The organism is Roseateles sp. GW823-FHT07B05, from assembly GCF_058794515.1.
The window spans coordinates 444307-460639 of sequence record NZ_JBXAGX010000002.1 but is presented as its reverse complement, the minus strand read 5'-3'; the positions used below and the strand labels follow the sequence as shown (position 1 = coordinate 460639).

Sequence of the window (16333 nt, the reverse complement as noted above, 5' to 3'; positions counted from 1 at the left end):
GTTTCAACTCGATACAGTTGCATTCATCGCGCGGTTGCTAACGGCATTCATGCGCGGGCACACAGATGCCGCAGGGGCGCACGCCTCCAGCTGAAACAGGGAAGACCGACGGACGCATAAGTCCGCGGTCGCACGCGGGTCCACCGGGGTGGATTCATCCAATGACTGATGTCGCCAGGGCGGTTTCAACCGCCTACGTCGCGGCGTGCCTTGCCTGTTTGCAACGTGGAAACCAACACTGCTTTTGCGCCGGCCTATCTGCCGACGCCCGAACCCGCCCGTGACGCGGCCGACCTCATCGTCGAGGCGCTGGAAGCGCTGGGCGTCGAGTACGTCTTCGGCGTGCCCGGCGGCGCCATCGAGCCGCTCTACAACGCTTTGGCCCGCAGCGGCCGCCGCGGCGGCCCGCGCGCCATCGTTGCGCGCAACGAACAGGGCGCCGCCTACATGGCCGACGGCTACGCCCGCGAGACCGGCCGGCTGGGCGTGTGCATCGCCACGTCGGGCCCCGGTGCCACCAACCTGATCACTGGCGTGGCCTGCGCCTACGACAACGACGTGCCGCTGCTGGTCATCACCGGCCAGCCGCCGATCAAGAACTTCGGCAAGGGCGCGCTGCAGGAAAGCAGCTGCACGGGCATCAACACGATGGCGATGTTCCGCCCCTGCACGCGCTACAACTCGCTGGTCTCGCATGCCGAGCAGCTGCCCACCAAGCTGTTCAACGCCATCATGCAGGCGCAGCGCGCGCCCAGCGGCCCCAGCCATCTGTCCATCCCGGTGGACATCCTGCGCGAGCCGCTGCCCGCCGGCCAGGACATGCCCGACTTCGCCGGCCTGCTGCGCCGTGCGCCAGCGCTGGTGGACCTGCCCGCCGTGCGCCAGCTGGCGCGGCTGCTGTTCTCGGCCCAGCGGCCCGTGTGGCTGCTGGGCGCCGGCTGCGGCGAGGCGGCCAACGAGCTGATGCAGCTGGTGCAGCACACCGACGGCCGTTTCATCACGACGCCCGACGGCAAGGGCTTCGTCAACCCGCGGCATCCGCGCTTCAGCGGCGTGTTCGGCTTCGGCGGCCATGCCAGCGCGGCCGAGCTGCTGCAGAGCGAACCCGACCTCGTCATCGCGCTGGGCACCGGCTTCGGCGAATTCAACAGCGGCGGCTGGAGCAGCGCGCTGCTGAACAGCCGCCTCGTGCACGTGGACGACAGCGACGAAAACCTGATGCGCTCGCCGATGGCGCGGCTGCACGTGCGCGGCCACATCAAGGCCGTCTGCGAGCAGCTGCTGGCGCTGCTGACGCCGGCCGGCGACGGCCCCAACGCGCAGCTGCTGCCCTTCCTGCATCCGCAGGTGGCTCGCCAGGCCTACGAGGCCATGGTGGACAGCCCCGCCGCCGCGCGCGGTGACGATGCGCCCGTCAAGCCGCAGCGCCTGATCGCCACGCTGGGCGAGCGCTGCACGCCGCAGACGCGCTTCGTCGCCGACGCCGGCAACAGCGCCGCCTGGGCCGTGCACTACCTGGCCCCGCGCGACCAGCGCAGCGGCCGCATGCCGGGCAGCGCGTGGCTGCCCGCCGGCAAGGAGCGGCGCACGAGCCACTCCAGCTGGCTGCGCGTGACGATGGACTTCGCGCCCATGGGCTGGGCCATCGGCTCGGCCGTCGGCATCGCGATGGCCAACCCGCGCTGCCCGGTCGTCTGCCTGACGGGCGACGGCAGCTACCTGATGAACGGCCAGGAGATCACCGTGGCCGCCGAGCTGGGCCTGCCGGTGCTGTACGTCGTGCTGAACGATGGCGCGCTCGGCATGGTCAAGCACGGCCAGCGGCTGGCCGGCGCCGAGCCCATCGGCTTTGAGCTCCCCCGGGTGGACTTCGCGCTCATGGCCAAGGCCATGGGCATCCACGGCATCGTCGTGCGCTCCGCGGCCGAGCTGGACGCGGTGGACTTCGACGCGCTGCTGTCGCGCCGCGGCCCGACGCTGCTGGATGTGCGCATTGACGGCGAGGAAGTGCCGCCGATGAACCTGCGCATGAAGACGCTGGGGACCGCGCGATGACCCCGGCCATCCGCACGCGCATCTGGGACGAGCAGCCCGAGCCTGCCGACCGCTTTGCCACGCGCGCCGCGCGCTGTCGCGGCTACGACGTCTACAACGACTTGCTGGGCAACGCGCGCTGGGTCGACATGCTGTGGCTGCTGTTCCGCGAGGACGCACCGACGCCGCAGCAGTCGACGCTGCTGGACGCGCTGGCCGTGGCACTGGCCAACGCCGGCCCTCGCGATGCGGCCGTGCATGCCTCGATGTGCGCAGGCCTCGGCGGCTCGCCCGCGGCGGCGGCGTTGATGGCGGCACTGGCCGTCGGCGCCGGCCGGCATGGCGGCGCGCAGGAGGTGGCGGCGGCGATGGGCTGCTGGGCACGCGTGGAGACGCTTGGCGTCGACGCCTGGGTGGCCGCCTGGCGCTCGGCCGCCGCGCCGTCGTCGGCCATCTGGCCGGAGGCCGATCACGCGCCGGGCTTCGAGCCCAACGGCGTCGTGACAGCCGGCATCGTGTGCGACGCACTGGTGCGGCTGGCCGCGCTGGGCGGCACGCCGCGGCTGGGCTGGCTGGCCGCGCACCGCGCCCCCGTCGAAGCGGCCATGGGCCTGCCGCTGGCGCTGTCCGGCGTGGCCGCCGCCGCGCTGGCCGACCTGGGCTTCACGCCCGAGCAGGGCGAGATGCTGCACCTGCTGCTGCGCCTGCCCGGCGCCGCCGCGCATGCGCTGGAGCAGCGCGCCGCCAGCTACAAGGACTTCCCGTTCTTCGCGCTGGAGCTGCAGGACGACCCGCGCCACGCCCTGCTGAAGGAGGCCGCATGACCCCGATCTCTCCGCTGGAACAACACGCCGGCGTGTTGCGCAGCCGCATGGGCGGCGCCTTCGTCGGCGAGCGCGCCGTGTTCCGCGGCCGTGACCTGCATGCCGACCTGGCCGACATGGACTGGCTGGCGCTGTACGTCTTCGGCATCACCGGCCAGCGCTACACGCCGGCCCAGTTGAAGGTGCTGCACGCGATCTGGGTCTACACCAGCTACCCCGACGCGCGCATCTGGAACAACCGCGTCGCCGCACTGGCCGGCAGCGCGCGCAGCTCCGGCAACCTCGGCGTGGCCGCCGCTCTGGCTGTGTCGGAGGCCGAGATCTACGGCCGCGGCATCGACATCCGCGCGGCCACCTTCATCCAGCGTGCGCAGCAGGTGAGGGCGGCGGGTGCCGACCTGGACGACTGCATCCGCGATGAGCTGAAGCGGCACCGCGCCATCGCCGGCTACGGCCGGCCCATCGCCGCGGGGGACGAGCGCATCGCGCCGATGATGAAGCTGGTGGAGCAGCAGGGGCTGGCCGACGGCGCCCACGTGCAGGCGGCGTTCGCCGTCGAACGGCAGCTGCAGGCCGGCCGCTGGCGGCTGCGCATGAACTACGCGGCGCTCACCGCGGCGCTGACGTCGGACATGGGCTTCACGCCCCGCCAGCACTACCAGTACGGTTTCCCGGCCTTCCTGGCCGGCATGCAGCCCTGCTACACCGAGGCGAGCGAAAAGCCGGCGGGCACGCTGCTGCCGCTGGCCTGCGACAACATCCGCTACGAAGGCGCCGCGCCGCGGGCCTGGCGGGGCGGCTAGAAGCGGTACACGACCTGCAGGTCCAGCGACCGGCCCGCCATCGGCAGGTCGTAGGTCAGCGACGGTGACACGCTGGGCTCGCGCACGTCGGCGTCGAACAGGTTGCGCGCCGACATCGCCACCTCCCAGCCGGGCTGGCTGGCCAGGCGCAGCGTGAGGTCGGCCGTCGTGTAGTCGGCGATGTCGGGGCGCACGTCGCCCGCGGCGCGCACGCGGCCGGCCGCGCGCTTGACCTGGCCGCTCAGCGCCCAGCCCTTGTCGAAGCGCCAGTCCGCGCGCGCATAGGCCATCTGGCGCGGCGCCATGCCGGCGTTGGCGCCGGTGGCCTTGTCGGTGGCGTTCTGATAGGCGTAGTGGGCCGCGAGCCGCAGGTTGCGCGTGGCGTCGACCTGCAGTTCCAGCTCGAAGCCGTGGCCTTGCTGCGTGCCGGCGTTGTTGTACTGCGAGACGCCGCCGCCGACGCTGGCCGAGCGGATGATGTCGGTCATCTCGTAGCGGAACGCGCTGGCCTGCACCTGGGCCTTCTCGCCCAGCTGCCAGTTGACGACGGCTTCGGCCGTGCTGATCTTCTCCGGCTTCAGCGACGGGTTGCCGCGGATGACCGGGTTGTTGATGCTGTACTCCTCCGAGAACGACGGCGCGCGGAAGGCGCGGCCGACGAGGAGCTTGGCCGTCACGTCCAGGCTCGCGTCCCACACCAGCGCCATGCGCGGGTTGGTGGTGTTGCCGAAGTCGCTGTAGTTGTCGTGGCGCACGCCGGCGGTGAGCGTCCAGTCCGGCGCCATGCGCCACTCGTCCTGCACGTAGCCGTAGCTGACGCGCCGCCGCTGCGGGGTCACGAAGGACTTGTCGACCGGCACTTCGGTCAGCTGCCCGCCAGGCATCGGGACGGGCGTGCCGATGAACGGGCCGGACTCGACGAGCGTGAAGTTCTTGAACTCCTGGGTGCGGTACATGTCCAGGTCGTCATGGCCGACACCGATGCGCCACTGGTGGCCGGCCCAGCCGCTGTAGGTGGCGACGGCGGACGTGCGCAGCTGCCGCTCCCAGGTGTTGGGCGCCCCCAGCACGCCCTTCGGGAAGCTGCCGCCAAATGACCCCGGCGGAAAGATCTGCAGCGCCGTCGTGAACTGGTTGACGAACTGGAAGTGGCTGGCGGCAAGGGTGAGCTTGAGCTGCGGCGCCAGCTCGAGGTCGGAGAACGAGGCGTCTGCCATCCAGCGCTGGTTGCGGCCCTTGCCGACCGGGTCCAGCGCCACGCCGGCGCCGGCGCCGGTGCCGACCTCGTCGCGCAGCAGATAGCCGGCCCGCAGGCGCAGGCGGCCATAGCTGCCTTCCACATGGGCGTCGACCGCGTCGTAGCCGGTATTCACCGGCCCAGGCGCGAGGCTGGCTTGCGTGCCGAACGCGGTGTCCAGCGCCGTCTGGCCGTCGGCCTGCACGATCTCCTTGAAGCCGTCCGTGCGGCCGGTGCGCAGGTAGGCGGCCACGGCAACGGGGCCGACGGCGCCGCCGTACTGCAGCCAGGCGTCGCGGCTCGCGAACGAACCGGCGCGCAGGCCCAGCTCCAGGCCTGAGATGTCGGCCGGCCCCTTGGTGACGATGTTGATGACGCCGGCATAGGCATCCGCGCCATACAGCGCCGAGCCCGGCCCGCGGATCACCTCGATGCGGGCGATGTTGGCCACCGGCAGGCCGGCCCACGCCGTGCCGCGGTTGCCGACGAACATCGTCGTCAGCGGCACGCCGTTGTAGAGCACCAGCGTCTGCACGTTGAACTCGCTGTAGATGCCGCGGACGACGTACAGCGGGTTGTAGCCGCCGTTGTTGCGGCCGACGTGGACACCGGGAACGGTGGCCAGCACCTGGTCGAGGTCGGTGGCGCCCATCAGCGCGATGTCCTGCGCCGTGATGACGGTGGCGACGGCCGGCGCGCGGCGCAGGCTCTGGGACGCGCCGGTGGCGATGCTGATCGTGGTCTTGTCGCCGTAGACCTGGGCCAGCTCGTCCTCCTCGCTGGCAGGCTGGGCCCGGGCAGGCGTCGGCATGCCTGCCCAGCAGGTGCTCCCCAGGATCACCATCGCGACGAACAGTCTCATTGCCAGCTTCTCCGAGGTGGGCGGTGAATGGGCGCGTATTGTGGGGGCGGCGCCGGGGTGGCCCGGACGTTCCGGTGGCCGCGTTGTGCGGTTCGTGAACTCTGCCCGTCCAACCGCCGCAAGGGCTTGCGGCGCCTCGGGGTCAGGGCCGCCAGACTGCCTGCACGTACAGCGAGCGCCGCGCCAGCGGGATGTCGCCCGGCAGGCCCAGCCCGGGCGCCAGGCTGGGCTCGCGGGCAGCGGCGTCGAACAGGTTGCGCACCGAGGCCGCCAGCGCCCAGCCGCCGCCCAGCGGGCCGCTGCGCAGCGTCAGGTCGGCGGTGGTGTAGTCGGCCACCGGCGGGCGCAGGTCGCCGGCGGCGCGCTGGCGCCCGGCCACGTGGGCGAGCTGGCCGCTGAGCTGCCAGCAGCTGGCGGCGCGCCAGTCGGCCCGCGCGTTCAGCAGCCGGCGCGGGGCGTAGCCTGCGTCGGCATGCGTCGTGTCCTCGGCGGAGCGCTGCAGGCTGGCATTGCCGCTGAGCCGCAGCTGGCGGGTCACGTCCCACTGTCCGTCCAGCTCCAGGCCGCGGCCATGCTGGGCGCCGACGTTGTCGAACCGGGCCGTGCCGCCGCCGGTGTCGGCCGTGCGGATGATGTCGGTCATGCCGTAGCGGAACAGGCCGAGGTTGAGCCGCAGGTCGGCCCGCGCCTGCCACGCGAACGCGGCTTCCACGGTGCTGATGCGCTCGGGCCGGAGCGCCGGGTTGCCGCGGATGACCGGGTTGTTGATGCTGTGCTGCTCTGTGAACGCCGGTGCGCGGAAGGCGCGGCCGGCCAGCAGCTTGACGGTCAGGTCCAGCGTGGCGTCCCACACCAGCGCGGCGCGCGGGTTGGTGGTGCCACCGAAGTCGGAGTAGCGGTCGTGGCGCACGCCGGCCGTCAGCGTCCAGTCGCGGGCGACGCGCCATTCGTCCTGCACGTACAGGTAGCTGACCGTGCGCCGCTGCGGCTCGACGAAGGACTGCGCGGCCGGGAAGGCCTCCAGTTGCCCACTGGGCAGCGGCACCGGCAGGCCCGTGGCGGGGCCGCTGGGCATGATGGTGAAGTTCTTCAGCTCGCGCGTGCGGTACATGTCCAGGTCGTCGTGGCCGGCGCCGATGCGCACGCCGTGGCCGGCCAGGCCGGCGTAGGACGCCACCGCCGCCAGCCGCAGCTGCCGCTCCCAGGTGGACGGCGCGCCCAGCATGCCGCCGGGGAACGCGCCGCCGAAGGCGCCCGGCGGGAACAGCTGCAGCGGTGCGTTGAAGGTCTGCTGGTAGTGCAGCAGGCTGGCCGACAGCGTGCCGCGCCACTGGCCGCCCAGCGCGATGTCGGTCCAGGACAGGTCCGAGGTGGTCCGTGCGATGCGATAGCGGCCCACCGGGTCCAGCGCACCGGCGACGCCGACGCCGGTCTGCAGGTCGTCGCGCAGCTTGTAGCTGCCGCGCAGCCGGAGCTTGCCGCGGCTGATGTCGGCGCTGGCGTCGATGGCCTTGAAGCCGACGTTCATCGGGCCCGGCGCGAGGCTGGCGCGGCTGCCGAACAGGCTGTCCAGCAGCGTCTGCTGGTCGGCGCTCACCGTCTCGCGCTGGCCGTCGGTGCTGCCGACGCGAACGTAGGCGGCCACGTCGTAGCCGCCCAGCGTGCCGCCGTACTGCAGCCAGCCGTCGCGGCTCCTGAACGAGCCCACGCGCAGGCCCACCTCCGTGCCGGCCACGTCGGCGGCCGTCTTCGTGACGACGTTGATGACGCCGGAGAAAGCGTCGGCGCCGTGCAGCGCCGAGCCGGGCCCGCGGATGATCTCGATGCGGGCGATGTTCTCCACCGGCATGTCGCCCCAGCCCAGGCCGCGGTTGCCAACGAACAGCGTGGTCAGCGGCACGCCGTTGAGCAGCATCAGCGTCTGCGCGTTGAACTCGCTGTGGATGCCGCGGATCAGGTACAGCGGCGCGAAGCTGTTGCTGCTGCGGCTCACGTGCAGGCCGGGCACGCCCTGCAGCACCTCGTCGATGCCGGTGGCCCCCATGGCGGCGATGTCCTGCGCGGTGATGACCGTGGCCACCGCCGGCGCGCGGCGCAGGCTCTGGGCCGCGCCGGTGGCGATGCTGACGGTGAGCTTGTCGCCATAGGCCTGGGCCAGCTCGTCCTCTTCGCTGGCGGGCTGCGCCATCGAGGCACCGAGGCAACCCAGGCAGCCGACGAGGGTCCAACCAAAGCGAGGTCTCATGGCCGTCTTCTCCAGCGGATGGCGCGGGGCGGGCCTGCATTGTGTGGCCGTCGGCGCGTGGCCGCCCGGCCGGTCTTGCACATGACGATGGGCAGCGGGCCAATGCTTTGCATAATGCCGCCCACCCCGTCCCGGCTTCACCCCACAGCGTCCTTCACTTGATCGAGCCCGGTTGCCCCAGCCCCCCCACGCGCCGCGCCTTGTTGCGTCAGGCCCTGGGCGGTGCCATGGCGCTGGCGGGCAGCGCGGCGCAGGCAGCCGATGCGGGCCGGTCGCTGGTGGTCGTCTACCCCGAGCTGGCCGAGCCGTTCAAGCAGGTCTTCACGACCATCATCTCGGGCATCGAGGACCGTCTCGGCGGCACGGTCACCAGCCTGGCCATGGCCGGCAATGCCAGCCCCGCACAGGTGGCCGACGACGTGCGCCGGCGCGATGCCAAGGTGTTGATCGGCCTGGGCCGCGGCGGCATGCGCATCGCCGCGGCGCTGGCCGACGAGCTGGCCGTGCTGGTGGGCTGCGTGGTGTCGGTGCAGGAGTCCGAGGCGCGCAGCTTCCCCGTGCACACGCTGGCGCCCGACCCCGCGTTGATGCTGGCCCGGCTGAAGAAGCTGCGCCCCGGCACGCGCCGCGTGCATCTGGTGTACGACCCCAAGCTCAACGGCTGGCTGGCCCGGCTGGCTCGCGACGCCGCGCGCAGCGAGGGCATGGAGCTGCTGGCGCAGGAAGCCACCGACCAGGCCGGCGCGCTGCGGCTGTATTCGCAGCTGCTGGCCGCTGCCGACCCGGCGCGCGACGCGCTGTGGCTGCCGCAGGACCCGACGACGGTGGACGACGGCGTCGTGCTGTCGCTGGTGCTCAAGGAAGGCTGGAACCGCTCCATCGCGGTGTTCTCCAGCCACGTCGGTCATGTCAGGCGCGGCGCGCTGTTCTCGCTGTACCCCGACAACGTCGAGTTCGGCCGCAGCCTGGCCGCGTCGGCGCAACGCCTGATGGGCAACCCGCGTGCGGTGGCGGCGGGCGTGCTGCCGCTGCGCGACGCGCGGGCCGCCATCAACATCCGCACCGCGGCCCACCTGGGGCTGGACGTCGCCACGGCGCAGTCCGGCTTCGACATGGTTTACCCCTCCAACTGAGATGAGCCTGCCCCTGGACACCCAGCCGCCCAGCAGCATCCTGCGGGACGACGACGCGCCGCCCCCGCCGCCGGTGGCTGCGAACCGGCCGTGGCTGCTGCGCGCCTACGTGCGCTGGCTGCGCGAGGCGTCGTTCCGCCGCCACCTCAGCGTGGCCGTCACGATAGGCGCGCTGACGCTGGCGCTGCTGATCGCCGCCGTCAACGCCTGGCAGGGCGGCCTGCAGGTGCGCGGCATGCTGCTGGAGCAGGGCGGCCGCGTGGCGGCCAACCTGGCTTCCAACAGCTCGCTGGCGCTGCTGTACGCCGCCGCCGACAACGCCGAGGAGGCCGTGCGCTCGTCGCTGGCCTTCCCCGACGTGATGGGCATCGAGATCCGCGACACCCGCGGCCGGCTGCTGCTGGCGTTGGGCTCGGCGCGCGACTTGCCGCGCTCGGCCACGCCGCCGGTGGCGGCCGCCAGCGACCCCTGGCTGGACGAGGAGACCGAGGACAGCTGGGCGTTCGCCGCGCCGGTCTGGACGCGGCCCGAGCCCACGCCGTTCGACGTGACGATGCGGCCGGCCCAGCTGCTGGGCCATGTGCGCGTCATCCAGAGCAAGGCCACGCTGCACCGCACGCAGACCTCGCTGTTCCTGTCCAACTTCGGCGTGGCGCTGTTGTTCGCGACGCTGTTCCTGTTCGCGGTCCGTTTCCTGGCGCTGCGGCTGACGCGGCCGCTGGCGGCGCTGGCGCTGGCGATGGAGAAGGTCGAGCGCGGCGACAGCGACGCCCGCGCACCGGCCGGCGGGCCGCGCGACATCGCGGCCATGGCCCACACCTTCAACCGCATGATCGCGGCGCTGCAGGAGCGCGAGGCCGAGCTGGGCGCGCACCGCGACCACCTGGAGGAGCTGGTGCGCGAGCGCACGCTGGAACTCAGCGCCGCCAAGGAGCGCGCCGAGGTGGCCAGCCAGGCCAAGAGCCAGTTCCTCGCGCGCATGAGCCACGAGCTGCGCACGCCGCTGAACGCCGTCATGGGCTATGCGCAGATCCTGAAGATGGACGCCAGCATCACGCCCAAGCAGCGCAACGGGCTGGACATCATCCACAGCAGCGGCCAGCACCTGCTGACGCTGATCGTCGACATCCTGGACCTGTCGCGCATCGAGGCCGGCAAGGCCGAGCTGCGGCTAGCGCCGGTGGACCTGATCGGCCGCCTCAACGCGGTGGCCGACATCGTGCGCGTGATGGCCGTGGACAAGCAGATCGCGCTGGACCTGCAGCTGCACCCATCGCTGCCCGCCAGCGTGCTGGCCGATGACAAGCGGCTCAGCCAGATCCTGCTGAACCTGCTGGGCAATGCGGTGAAGTTCACGCACGTCGGTGGCGTCACGCTGCGCGCGACGGCGCTGCCCGGCGCCGAGACCCTGCCGGGCCACGTGATGCTGCGCTTCGAGGTGCAGGACAGCGGCGTTGGCATCGCCGAGGACCAGGTGGAGCGGCTGTTCGAGCCCTTCGAGCAGGCCGGCAACGCCGAGCAGCGCGTCGGTGGCACGGGCCTGGGCCTGGCCATCAGCCGTCAGCTGGTGCGCATGATGGGCGGCGAGATCCGGCTGGAGAGCCGGCTGGAGCAGGGCAGCCGGTTCTGGTTCGACATCAGCGTGCCGGTGCCGGGCCACACGGCCTGACGGCGCGCCGGCCGCCTGTCAGCCGGCCGCCTGCTGGCCTTGCCGGCCTTGCGGGCGTGGTCCAGGCCGCGCCAGGTCGCGCAGCCGCAGGCCGGGGCGCTCGACGGCGTAGTGCAGCACGGCGCCGGCGATGAGGATCGCCACCGCGTGCGCGGCGAACAGCGCCAGCCCCTGCAGACCCAGCGCCGGCGCCAGCCATTCCTGCACCGCGTGCATGACGAGCTTGTGGCTCAGGTAGAGGCTGTACGACGCGGCCGCCAGCCAGCCCGCGCCCGGCACCGCCCGGCGCCCCAGCCAGCCGCGCGGCGCCGTGGCCGACAGCACCAGCAGCCCGAAACCCAGCGACAGCAACGGCCAGCCGATGGCGTTGGACAGCAGCCCGGTGCGGTCGCGGAACAGCCACATCGCGATGCCGGCCGCGGCCAGGCCGGCCAGCAGCAGCACCGTGGAACGCGCCTGCAGCCGCGCCCACAGTGCCGGCCGGTAGACGCACAGCACCGCCAGCACGACACCCATCAGCAGGCCGTCCAGCCGCATCCAGGTCGGGTAGTAGATGTCTTCGATGAACCAGTTGCGCGGCGGCTGCAGCGCGTCGTTGTGCAGCCAGACGCCGGTGCGCAGCGCGATGCCCAGCGCCACGAGGGCCACGCACAGCGCAGCGAAGCGCGCGGCGGACGGGCGGCGCGTCATGGCCCACGCGACGGCGGGGAACAGCAGGTAGAAGTGCTCCTCCACGCACAGCGACCAGGCATGCGAAAAGGCCTGGTTGCGCGAGTAGTCGATGAGCAGGTTCAGCGAGAACGTGGCGAACTGCCACCAGGCCTCCAGCCCCGGCGCCTCGCGCAGCACGGGGAAGGCCACGTAGAGGGCCAGCACGACGGCGAAGGCCGGCAGGATGCGCCACGCGCGGCGCCAGTAGAAGTCACGCAGCCGCAGCGGCTCGCCGCGCCTGAGCGAGCGCAGCAGCTGCGAGCCGATCAGGAAGCCGCTGAGCACGAAGAAGATGTCCACGCCCATCCAGCCGAAGCGCGACAGCCACGCGAAGTCCGGCCCCAGGCCGCCGACGAGAAAGGAATGGAACAGCATCACCCAGACGATGGCGATGCTGCGCAGCAGGTCGAGGCCTGGAAGATGGTTCATGGATGGGTGGGTCACGTGGTTTTCGGGCCGAGCGCCGGGCCGCCCCAAGCCGGCCCGCCATGGCGATGTGCGCGCGGCTCAATGCCGCGCGCATCGCCGTCCCCTCGGGGGACCGCTCAGTTTTGCCGCGTTCAGCAGGCAAGACTGAGCGAGGGGCTCCTGATTCAGTCGGCGAGCAGCTGTCGCAGGACGAACGGAAGAATGCCGCCGTGGAAGTAGTAGTCCACCTCGATGGCCGTGTCGATGCGCAGCGTCAGCGGCACGACCTGCGTCGAGCCGTCGGGCCGCGTGATTGTCATCTGCGCATCGCCCTGCGGCTTGATCTCGTCTGCCAGCCGGATGTCGATGGTTTCGGCGCCGGTCAGCTTCAGCGACTCCCAGCTCGTGCCGGCCTTGAACTGCAGCGGCAGCACGCCCATGCCGATCAGGTTGCTGCGGTGGATGCGCTCGAAGCTCTTGGCCACGACCGCCTTGATGCCCAGCAGCTGCGTGCCCTTGGCCGCCCAGTCGCGGCTGGAGCCGGTGCCGTACTCCTCGCCCGCGAAGATGACGGTGGGCGTGCCTTCGGCGATGTAGGCCATCGCGGCCTCGAAGATGGTCGTCTGCTCGCCGTTCTTCAGCGTGAAGCCGCCTTCCACGCGCGAGCCGTCCTCGCGTGCGGGCAGCATCAGGTTCTTCACGCGCACGTTGGCGAAGGTGCCGCGCATCATCACGTCGTGGTTGCCGCGGCGGGCGCCGTAGGAGTTGAAGTCGGCCTTCTGCACGCCGTGGGCGACGAGGTACTTGCCGGCCGGCGTCGTCTCCTTGAACGAGCCGGCGGGGCTGATGTGGTCGGTGGTGATGGAGTCGCCGAACAACGCCATGATCTTCGCGCCCTTGACGCCGGTCTCCAGCGCCGCGGGCGTCATCGTGAAGTCCGCGAAGAACGGCGGCTCGGCGATGTAGGTGCTCTGCGGCCAGTCGTAGACCTGGCCCTTCACGCCCTTGATCGCATCCCACAGCTTGCCCGGCTTCCTGGCCACCTGGTCGTAGTTCTCCTTGAAGGCCTTGGGGTCCATCGCATGCTTCATCAGCGCGTAGACCTCGTCGCTGCTGGGCCAGATGTCGCCCAGGTAGACGGCCCGGCCCTTCTTGCCGTAGCCCACGGGCTGGGTCATCAGGTCCTGCCGCACGGTGCCGGCGATGGCGTAGGCCACCACCAGCGGCGGGCTGGCCAGGAAGTTGGCCTTCAGGTTGGGGTGGATGCGCGCCTCGAAGTTGCGGTTGCCCGACAGCACCGCCGCGCACACCAGGTCGTTGTCCTGGATGACCTTGTTCAGCTCCGGAGTCAGGTCGCCCGCATTGCCGATGCAGGTCGTGCAGCCGTAGGCCGCCACCGTGAAGCCCAGCTTCTCCAGGTAGGGCAGCAGGCCGGCCTTCTGCAGGTACTCGGTGACGATGCGCGAGCCGGGGGCCAGCGAGGTCTTGATGTGCGGCGCCACCTTGAGCCCGGCCTCCACCGCCTTCTTGGCCAGCAGGCCGGCGGCCAGCAGCACGCCGGGGTTGCTGGTGTTGGTGCAGGACGTGATGGCGGCGATCAGCACGTCGCCGTTCTTCACCGGGATGCCCGAGTCGGTGACGAAGGGGCGCTCCAGCTTCTCGGCCGGCTGGTTGAAGCCGTTGTCGGCGACCGGCTTGCTGAACAGCTCGGCGAACTGCTGCGACAGGTGCGTGATCTCGATGCGGTCCTGCGGGCGCTTGGGGCCCGCCAGGCTGGGCGCGACCGTGCCGAGGTCCAGCGTGACGACGGACGTGAAGTCGATATCGCCGGCACGTGGCACGCCGAACAGTCCCTGCGCGCGCCAGTAGGCCTCGAAGGCCTCGATCTCGGCTTTGCTGCGGCCGGTGCCGCGGAAGTAGTCCACCGTCTTGCCGTCGACGGGGAAGAAACCCATCGTCGCGCCGTACTCGGGGGCCATGTTGGCGATGGTGGCGCGGTCCGGCACCGACAGGCTCTCGGTGCCCTCGCCGAAGAACTCGACGAACTTGCCGACGACCTTGTGCTTGCGCAGGATCTCGGTGACGGTCAGCACCAGGTCGGTGGCCGTCACGCCCTCGCGCAGCCGGCCGGTCAACTCGAAGCCGACGACGTCCGGCGTCAGGAAGTACACCGGCTGGCCCAGCATGCCGGCCTCGGCCTCGATGCCGCCCACGCCCCAGGCGACGACGCCGACGCCGTTGATCATCGTCGTGTGGCTGTCGGTGCCCACCAGGCTGTCGGGGTAGTAGACCTTGTCGGCGGTCTTGTGTACGCCGCGGGCGAGGTACTCCAGGTTCACCTGGTGCACGATGCCGAAGCCGGGCGGCACGACGCCAAAGGTGTCGAAGGCCTGCATGCCCCACTTCATGAACTCGTAGCGCTCGCGGTTGCGCTCGAACTCCAGCTTCATGTTGAGGTCCAGCGCCTTCTTGGTGCCGTAGTGGTCGATCATGACGGAGTGGTCCACCACCAGGTCCACCGGCACCAGCGGCTCGATGGTCTTGGGGTTCTTGCCCAGCTTGGCGGCCACGTTGCGCATGGCGGCCAGGTCGGCCAGCAGCGGCACGCCGGTGAAGTCCTGCAGCACGACGCGGGCGACGACGAACGGGATCTCGTCCACGCGCGCCGCATTGGGCTTCCAGTTGGCCAACTGCTCCACGTGTTCCGGCGTCACCTTCTTGCCGTCGCAGTTGCGCAGCACGCTCTCCAGCACGATGCGCAGTGAGACGGGCATGCGCGCCACGTTGGGGAAGGTCTTGGCCAGGGTGGGCAGCGAGAACAGCCGGCCGGTCTTGCCGGAGGCGGTCTGGAAGCCGGCCTGCGTACCGGCAAAGGCGTGGGCGGGTGCGACGGACTTGGGTTTCGGCATGGTTACTCCTTTACGATCCCGCCTCATTCTGGCGAGCTTGTCGTGACTTGTGTGTACCTCCTGAGGATTAGGCCGTGACGGCCCCATCCGCTCGCCCCCGTCTTTTCCCGCTGACCTGGCCGCTGCTGCTGGAGCTGCTGCTGGGCATCGGCATCGGCATCATCGGCACCATGCTGGCGGCCCGGCTGTCGGATGACAGCGGTGCCGCCTTCGGCCTGGCCAACCAGGTGTTCGCCGCCATCTTCGTGCTGTTCCGCGTCATCGGCGCGGGCGTCAGCGTGGCCGTCACGCAGGCTCTGGGCGCCGGCCGGCGCGACCAGGCCGACGCCGTGGCCCGCGCCGTCGTCGGTGCCAGCACCTGGCTGGGCGTGGGGGGCGCCGTCATGGCACTGCTGGCTGCCGGGCCGCTGCTGCAGCTGGTGAACGCGCCGTCCGAGGTGGCGCCGCTGGCCCGCGTGCTGCTGCAGGCGCTGGCGCCGGCGCTGCTGATCGATGCGCTGAACGCGACGATGTCCAGCGTCATGCGCGCCCACCTGCGCAGCCGCGAGGCGCTGGCGGTGGTCATCGTCATCCAGATCGTCACGCTGGCCGTGGCGCTGCTGGCCATGCCGCACCTGGGCCTGCCGGGCTACGCGCTGGCCTGCCTGCTGGGCCGCGGCACGGGCCTGGCACTGCACATCATGCTGTGGCGCAGCCGGCTGAATCTGCGGCTGCGCGCGCCGGACTGGTGGCGCTGGGAGCGCGCGCCGCTGGCGACCGTGCTGCACATCGGCATCCCTGGTGCGGCCGAGAACATCTCCTGGCGCCTGGCGTTCATGACCAGCCTGGCGGCCGTGGCCCAGCTGGGCGCGCTGGCGCTGGCCACGCACGCCTACACGATGCAGTTCCTGCACGTGATCCTGATCTTCGGCTTGGCCGTCGCGTTCGCGGTGGAGATCCTCGTCGGGCACATGATCGGGGCAGGCGAGCTGCATGCGGCGCACAAGCTGGTGCGCAAGTCGCTGGGGTTGGGCGTCGTCGTCGCGCTGGTGGTGTCCAGCGCCTTCGCGCTGGCGGGGCCGTGGCTGTTGAAGCAGTTCACGGCCGACCCGCACATCATCGCGCTGGGCTGCACGCTGCTGTGGTGGACGGTGCTGGTGGAGCCCGGCCGCGTGTTCAACATGGTGGTCATCAACGCGCTGCGGGCGGCGGGCGATGCGCGCTACCCCGTTGTCGCCGGGGCGGCGTCCATGGCGCTGGTGCTGGCGGGCGGCAGCTGGTTCCTGGGCGTTCACCTGGGCTGGGGGCTGGTTGGCGTGTGGATTGCTTATGCCGCTGACGAGTGGATACGAGGCCTGTTGATGTGGCGCCGTTGGGCGACACTGGGCTGGCTGCCGCACGCCCGGGCCGCACACCGAAAGCTGCGCCGGGCCAAGGCAGGGTAATCCGTATTTTTCTAGTCCGTAGAAATTGAGGGATGTTTTCTACAATGCGCGCTTTTCGCCTTGCCCCCATCCGC

At 71.2% G+C, this 16333-nt stretch carries 10 protein-coding genes; 6 read left to right on the top strand and 4 right to left on the bottom strand.

The window, feature by feature from the left end:
- Positions 1-225 precede the first annotated feature (225 nt).
- From AC1Q7O_RS06310 to AC1Q7O_RS06300, 3 genes are read left to right on the top strand one after another with little or no spacing between them, the layout of a single operon-like run.
- Positions 226-2055, top strand: a complete 1830-nt coding sequence (locus tag AC1Q7O_RS06310) for a thiamine pyrophosphate-binding protein (RefSeq protein ID WP_492660122.1) — start codon at positions 226-228, stop codon at positions 2053-2055.
- The gene (locus AC1Q7O_RS06305) at positions 2052-2858 is read left to right on the top strand and encodes a citrate synthase family protein (RefSeq protein WP_492660123.1); all 807 of its coding nucleotides are present in this window, start codon (positions 2052-2054) and stop codon (positions 2856-2858) included. The genes AC1Q7O_RS06310 and AC1Q7O_RS06305 overlap by 4 nt, the downstream gene beginning before the upstream one ends.
- Positions 2855-3661 carry a citrate synthase family protein gene (locus AC1Q7O_RS06300; protein ID WP_492660124.1) on the top strand — a complete coding sequence of 269 codons (807 nt, stop codon included), beginning with the start codon at positions 2855-2857 and terminating at the stop codon, positions 3659-3661. Before AC1Q7O_RS06305 ends, AC1Q7O_RS06300 begins: the two co-directional genes overlap by 4 nt.
- Here AC1Q7O_RS06300 and AC1Q7O_RS06295 read toward each other — a convergent pair.
- Both AC1Q7O_RS06295 and AC1Q7O_RS06290 read right to left on the bottom strand, forming a co-directional pair.
- Entirely contained in the window at positions 3658-5760 is a 2103-nt protein-coding gene (locus AC1Q7O_RS06295; protein WP_492660125.1) for a TonB-dependent receptor plug domain-containing protein, read from the bottom strand. The genes AC1Q7O_RS06300 and AC1Q7O_RS06295 overlap by 4 nt on opposite strands.
- A gap of 142 nt (positions 5761-5902) precedes the next feature.
- Positions 5903-8005: a TonB-dependent receptor plug domain-containing protein gene (locus tag AC1Q7O_RS06290; RefSeq protein WP_492660126.1), complete on the bottom strand. Its 2103-nt coding sequence runs from the start codon at positions 8003-8005 to the stop codon at positions 5903-5905.
- 200 nt (positions 8006-8205) lie between these two features.
- Here AC1Q7O_RS06290 and AC1Q7O_RS06285 point away from each other — a divergent pair, with 200 nt between their 5' ends.
- Both AC1Q7O_RS06285 and AC1Q7O_RS06280 read left to right on the top strand, forming a co-directional pair.
- Complete coding sequence (locus AC1Q7O_RS06285) at positions 8206-9138, top strand: hypothetical protein (RefSeq protein WP_492660127.1); 933 nt, start codon at positions 8206-8208, stop codon at positions 9136-9138.
- Between the two features lies 1 nt (position 9139).
- Positions 9140-10807 carry an ATP-binding protein gene (locus AC1Q7O_RS06280; protein ID WP_492660128.1) on the top strand — a complete coding sequence of 556 codons (1668 nt, stop codon included), beginning with the start codon at positions 9140-9142 and terminating at the stop codon, positions 10805-10807.
- Positions 10808-10825: 18 nt separating this feature from the next.
- On the opposite strand, the gene AC1Q7O_RS06275 is transcribed toward AC1Q7O_RS06280, so the two are convergent.
- Positions 10826-11947, bottom strand: a complete 1122-nt coding sequence (locus AC1Q7O_RS06275; protein WP_492660129.1) for an acyltransferase family protein — start codon at positions 11945-11947, stop codon at positions 10826-10828.
- Between the two features lie 164 nt (positions 11948-12111).
- Entirely contained in the window at positions 12112-14835 is a 2724-nt protein-coding gene (acnA, locus tag AC1Q7O_RS06270; RefSeq protein ID WP_492660130.1) for an aconitate hydratase AcnA, read from the bottom strand.
- 74 nt (positions 14836-14909) lie between these two features.
- Between acnA and AC1Q7O_RS06265 the strand changes: the two genes are divergently transcribed.
- Entirely contained in the window at positions 14910-16259 is a 1350-nt protein-coding gene (locus AC1Q7O_RS06265; protein WP_492660131.1) for an MATE family efflux transporter, read from the top strand.
- Positions 16260-16333 lie beyond the last annotated feature (74 nt).

Coding starts and splice junctions, on each gene's coding strand:
- AC1Q7O_RS06300 (WP_492660124.1), top strand. CDS start 2,855: ATGACCCCGATCTCTCCGCTGGAACAACACGCCGGCGTGTTGCGCAGC.
- acnA (WP_492660130.1), bottom strand. CDS start 14,835: ATGCCGAAACCCAAGTCCGTCGCACCCGCCCACGCCTTTGCCGGTACG.
- AC1Q7O_RS06290 (WP_492660126.1), bottom strand. CDS start 8,005: ATGAGACCTCGCTTTGGTTGGACCCTCGTCGGCTGCCTGGGTTGCCTC.
- AC1Q7O_RS06295 (WP_492660125.1), bottom strand. CDS start 5,760: ATGAGACTGTTCGTCGCGATGGTGATCCTGGGGAGCACCTGCTGGGCA.
- AC1Q7O_RS06280 (WP_492660128.1), top strand. CDS start 9,140: ATGAGCCTGCCCCTGGACACCCAGCCGCCCAGCAGCATCCTGCGGGAC.
- AC1Q7O_RS06275 (WP_492660129.1), bottom strand. CDS start 11,947: ATGAACCATCTTCCAGGCCTCGACCTGCTGCGCAGCATCGCCATCGTC.
- AC1Q7O_RS06305 (WP_492660123.1), top strand. CDS start 2,052: ATGACCCCGGCCATCCGCACGCGCATCTGGGACGAGCAGCCCGAGCCT.